The sequence below is a fragment of the uncultured Succinivibrio sp. genome, assembly GCF_902756765.1.
Classification (GTDB): Bacteria; Pseudomonadota; Gammaproteobacteria; order Enterobacterales; family Succinivibrionaceae; genus Succinivibrio.
In genome coordinates, this window is record NZ_CACVSS010000147.1 from 1 (window position 1) to 3827 (window position 3827).

Genomic DNA, 3827 nt, shown 5'->3' on the forward strand with positions numbered 1-3827 from the left:
AACAGAACTTCACCAACACCTGCGCATTTGATTTTTTTAGATTTAAATTTAGAAAAGTCCAACATTTAAAGCTCCTGACTATATTATTAACTGTTTAAGAAGATGCTGGTGCTGCAGTTGAAGCTCTTTGCAGAAGCATCGATTTTAAACAGATGTTCTTTGGTTTATGCTTGCTGCCGTTTACCTGTCTGTTATCCTCAATAACACTGTCGCAGTGAGTGTCTGTACTCTGCCTGTCAACAAGCACTACTGGTATATTCAGGCAGCAGGCTGATATGTTTTTACTGAATTTTGCGGTGGGCATAATAATCAGGCTGCGTAAATTCAGCGAAGCCGCTATTTTAGATCTTATAAAATCTATAAAAACATATAAATATGTAAAAATAGATTTGCCTAAATTCCTGTTTCAACGCTGCTGGTTGCAAGATTGTTCTGGTTAAAACAATCCTGCAGTGCCGTCAGCTCCACAGGCGTTAATTCGGGAGTAGCTCCCCCTATTTTTTCTTTTATCTGATTTTTCAGATTTACAGCTGCATTTAAATCTCTGTCTATTACTGCACCGCAGTTTTTACATTCATAAACTCTGTCCTTTTAAGGTGAGATTTTCTTTTATGGCACCGCATCTGCTGCAGGTTTTAGAGCTTGGATAGAATCTGTCTGCAACCACAACAGTTCGATTAAAGTTCAGTGCCTTATACATAAGCACAGATTTAAATCTGTAGAATCCGATATCAGAAATTGCTCGTGCAAGATGATGATTTCTCATCATTCCTTTCACATTCAAATCCTCAAGGCAGATATATTCATAGTTCCTTACAAGGGCTGTGGTTACCTTATGAATAAAATCCTCGCGAATATTGTGAATTCTTAAATGAAGCTTATTAAGACGTTTTGACTGCTTTATATAATTTTTAGACACCTTCGTCTTATCACCTTTGGTTCTTGGGTGATTCTTTCGATTAAGCTGTCTTTGTAATCTCTTTAATCTTAACAGGCTCTTTTTCAATGGCTTTGGTGCTTTTATTGCCATACCATCAGACAGGACTAATGCGCTCTTTAGTCCTAAATCAATTCCCACTGCAGTTTTATTCTGCACTGCAGCTTTATGGGTTCTGTCAAACTCCTCCTGTGATATCTTAATGCTGAAGGATGCAAAGAATCTGTCGCCCCTCTGTGAAATGGTAACACTGTTGATGTATCCTTCAAAGCGAAGTTTCTCTTTTAACTGTACATAACCAAACTTAGGAATTTTCAGATACTGCTTCTGACTTTTGTTTTCAAGTCTCCTGGAGCATGACACTGAAGTCTTTACCTTTACCTGATCGCCGCCAATATAGAATGAGCCTGATGAATAACTCTTCTTTTTGTATTTGGGAAAACAGTCTTTTAATCCTTTTTTTCTCTTTCCTTTCACTCCTGCCTTGATGAAGGCACTGACTGCTCTGTCAAAATTTATAAAAGGCTGTTGACTTGCATACTTGGTGACTTCTTTGGTAAATGGATAGAGCTCTTTTTTCTTTGAGTTGAAATCATTCTTATACTTATAACCAATAGCTGATGGTAATTTTGGTTTTACAGGCATCTGTGTATGTAAAAGAGGAGATGAACTGTATTCTTTTAACTTTCTGTTATATACACTCCACTCTGTAAGATACTGCTGATAGTCTTTTGTGAATCTTTCCACACACCAGTTATAGGCAAATCTTGAAACACCAAATGCCTTGCGACAGTAAGTCTTAAACTTATTGCTGGCTTTGATTTCTATTTTCTGTGCTACTACCGGCATTTACTTTTATTCTTCTACTGCTTTTTTCAGGTTTTCTATCAGCTTTTTGTTCTTTTTGCTTCTGCTTCCATACAGCCTTGCTGAAAAGACTGTGATGATTTCAAGTACATCCTTTGCCAAATCTTCTTCAAAGGAGCATTTCTCTTCACCAGCGTTGATGATAATCACTTCTACACCTTTTGCTTCGCAGATTGAGAATATCAGCTCAGCTCCAAATCTTAACAGTCGGTCTTTATGTGTGATGACAAGTCTTTTGACTTCATTGTTAAGGATGCGGTTTATCAGAGAGGTTAATCCTTTCTTATAGTAATTCATCCCTGATCCAAGATCTGTTATGAGTTCATACTTAAAACCATGTGATGAACAGTACATCTCAAGTACCTGAGCCTGTCTTGTCAGCTCTTCTTTTTGATCGTGAGAACTTACTCTGGCATATGCAATAGTATATCTTATATCTGCATCTAATGGAATTTCTTTTCCTGATAAGGAAATGATTTTATCAAGATTGTATCTCCTGGTTCCGCCCGGTGAAATTGAATCAGGTTTAAGTTTTCCTGATTTTTCCCAGTTTCTTAAGGTCTGAACATGAACTCCCAGGATTTGAGCAGCTTTTCCAATTGAAATGATTTTATTCATAAACGTCAACAATACCTCATAAATATTATGAGATATTGTAAACAATTTATACATTTAACGCAACTGTAACTAACCCAGCTCATTTGCTATATCAGTTATATTCACCATGTGTTTTTAGGATCCACTCTTTTTCTGTTTCGTGAATTATATAAACGGAAATATGAATAACTCGAGTTAAAATTCTATAATAAAAGTTGGTGATGTTGTGAGAACACTCTCAAAGCATAAAAAATAAGAGGTATCATGAGAAAATTATCCAAGATCTTTGCTGTGGCTTCCATTTGTCTTGCAATGACACAAGCTGCAGATGCTGCTAACCTTGAGAATCTACCATCTTATGATGAGTGGCAGGAACACGCCAGTCACATCTTAAAATTTTATCTTGTTGATGATGCCAAAGGAAAGGAGGATGGTTACTTCCCTACCTGGCGTTGTGATAATGGCAAACTGAGAAACAAAAAAGCATGTGAAGGCGAAGGTGATACCAGTTGGGCATCAAAAATATGGCATCTTGATTTTACAAGAATGCTCTCCCGTCAGACCTTTGCATATGGTGCTCTGTTTAATCTTACAGGAAATAAAGAAGCTCTAAGACTACATAAGGCTGGTGTAAAGTTTCTGCTTGAAAGAGCGATGCGCAAGGACGGTGGTTTTTACAGTCTCTTTGAAGAAGGAAAACCAGTAACAGATTCAGAAATCTTTGCAGAAAACCCACAGGATCTGTCCTATGCGCTCGTAGGTTTGGCAATGAATGCCTACTTAACCGGTGATAAGAAAACAATCAGTGCAATTATCAAAGCAAAAGATTATATCTTTGACAACTATTACGATAAAGATAAGGGATTTTTAATCTGGTCCAAAAAAGATACCTACTTTGACAAAATGTCACAGGAGGAGCTTGTAGCACAACTTGATCAGCTAAATGCCTATATGCTTTTAACCTGGAGAATGCTCCCTGATAACAGTAGAAAAGAGTGGGGAGAAAAAATGAAGGAAGTAGTTGAGATTATCAACACTAAATTCTACAACGAAAAGCAAAAGCGTTTTAATGGGTGCACTGATAATCCATCCTGCTTTGATATTGAAAAAGGAAAACACCTTGATTATGGACACAGAGTCAAATCCTACTGGATGGAGTATATGACTGCACTGGGACTTGATGATAAGGATTTAATAGAATTTTCAAAAAACGGGATGATAGATGTTCATAAAAAGGCTGTATCAGCAAACGGCTATGAATTTTTTGGAGATGAGCTTTTTAATGGTGCTTCATGGTGGGTATGCGCTGAACTTAATCAGACGGCCCTCACCCTTGCACTTACAGGAGACAATGACATTCCAAATACTCTGTATAATGTTCTTAATAATGAAACAGATAAAGAATACGGAGAAGTAAAGTTTGGAG

General features: G+C 37.1%; 4 protein-coding genes and 1 pseudogene. 1 reads left to right on the forward strand and 4 read right to left on the reverse strand.

Annotated features, from left to right (window positions below; all coding sequences use genetic code 11):
- Nucleotides 1–94: 94 nt before the first annotated feature.
- The 4 genes and pseudogenes from QZU45_RS11695 to QZU45_RS11705 form a co-directional block, all read right to left on the reverse strand.
- Nucleotides 95–304: a hypothetical protein gene (locus QZU45_RS11695; protein WP_295355486.1), complete on the reverse strand. Its 210-nt coding sequence runs from the start codon at nucleotides 302–304 to the stop codon at nucleotides 95–97.
- A gap of 89 nt (nucleotides 305–393) precedes the next feature.
- Nucleotides 394–555, reverse strand: a pseudogene (locus QZU45_RS12550) (hypothetical protein); the annotation flags it as partial.
- A gap of 19 nt (nucleotides 556–574) precedes the next feature.
- Nucleotides 575–1786 carry a transposase gene (locus QZU45_RS11700; protein ID WP_295355497.1) on the reverse strand — a complete coding sequence of 404 codons (1212 nt, stop codon included), beginning with the start codon at nucleotides 1784–1786 and terminating at the stop codon, nucleotides 575–577.
- A 6-nt stretch (nucleotides 1787–1792) separates the two neighbouring features.
- Complete coding sequence (locus QZU45_RS11705) at nucleotides 1793–2422, reverse strand: IS607 family transposase (protein ID WP_295355498.1); 630 nt, start codon at nucleotides 2420–2422, stop codon at nucleotides 1793–1795.
- Nucleotides 2423–2665: 243 nt separating this feature from the next.
- On the opposite strand from QZU45_RS11705, the gene QZU45_RS11710 reads away from it, so the two are divergent.
- A partial coding sequence (locus QZU45_RS11710) for a hypothetical protein (protein WP_295355500.1) occupies nucleotides 2666–3827 on the forward strand: 1162 nt, incomplete at its 3' end.

What these genes read in the sequence shown, in the direction of transcription:
- QZU45_RS11700 (WP_295355497.1), bottom strand. Translation starts at nt 1,786, where the DNA reads ATGCCGGTAGTAGCACAGAAAATAGAAATCAAAGCCAGCAATAAGTTT.
- QZU45_RS11695 (WP_295355486.1), bottom strand. Translation starts at nt 304, where the DNA reads ATGCCCACCGCAAAATTCAGTAAAAACATATCAGCCTGCTGCCTGAAT.
- QZU45_RS11705 (WP_295355498.1), bottom strand. Translation starts at nt 2,422, where the DNA reads ATGAATAAAATCATTTCAATTGGAAAAGCTGCTCAAATCCTGGGAGTT.